The organism is Pseudarthrobacter sp. 10T415 (assembly GCF_056394175.1).
Genome location: NZ_JBFTHJ010000078.1, coordinates 1 through 413 on the forward strand (window position 1 = coordinate 1; position 413 = coordinate 413).

Consider the following 413-nt stretch of genomic DNA (forward strand, 5'->3'; position numbering starts at 1 on the left):
CGTCTGGATGTGGTACTTGAGCTTCTGGCTGCGGTCGTTGGCGCCGTACTTGTCGCGCATCGTCACGGCCCAGATGCGGCGCGCCACGCGGCCGAGCACGCTGTACTCGGGGTCCATGCCGTTCGAGAAGAAGAACGACAGGTTCGGCGCGAAGTCGTCGATATGCATGCCGCGCGCGAGGTAGGCCTCCACGTAGGTGAAGCCGTTCGAGAGCGTGAACGCGAGCTGGGAGATCGGGTTCGCGCCGGCCTCGGCGATGTGATAGCCCGAGATCGACACCGAGTAGAAATTGCGCACCTGATGATGGACGAAGTACTCCTGGATGTCCCCCATCACCTTCAGCGAGAACTCGGTGGAAAAGATGCACGTGTTCTGGCCCTGATCCTCCTTGAGGATGTCTGCCTGCACCGTGC

1 protein-coding gene is annotated in these 413 nt (G+C 61.7%); it reads right to left on the minus strand.

The window, feature by feature from the left end:
* Window positions 1-413, minus strand: a 413-nt coding sequence (locus AC1DBN_RS21540; protein ID WP_477724205.1) for a methylmalonyl-CoA mutase family protein, incomplete at both ends; no start/stop codon positions are given.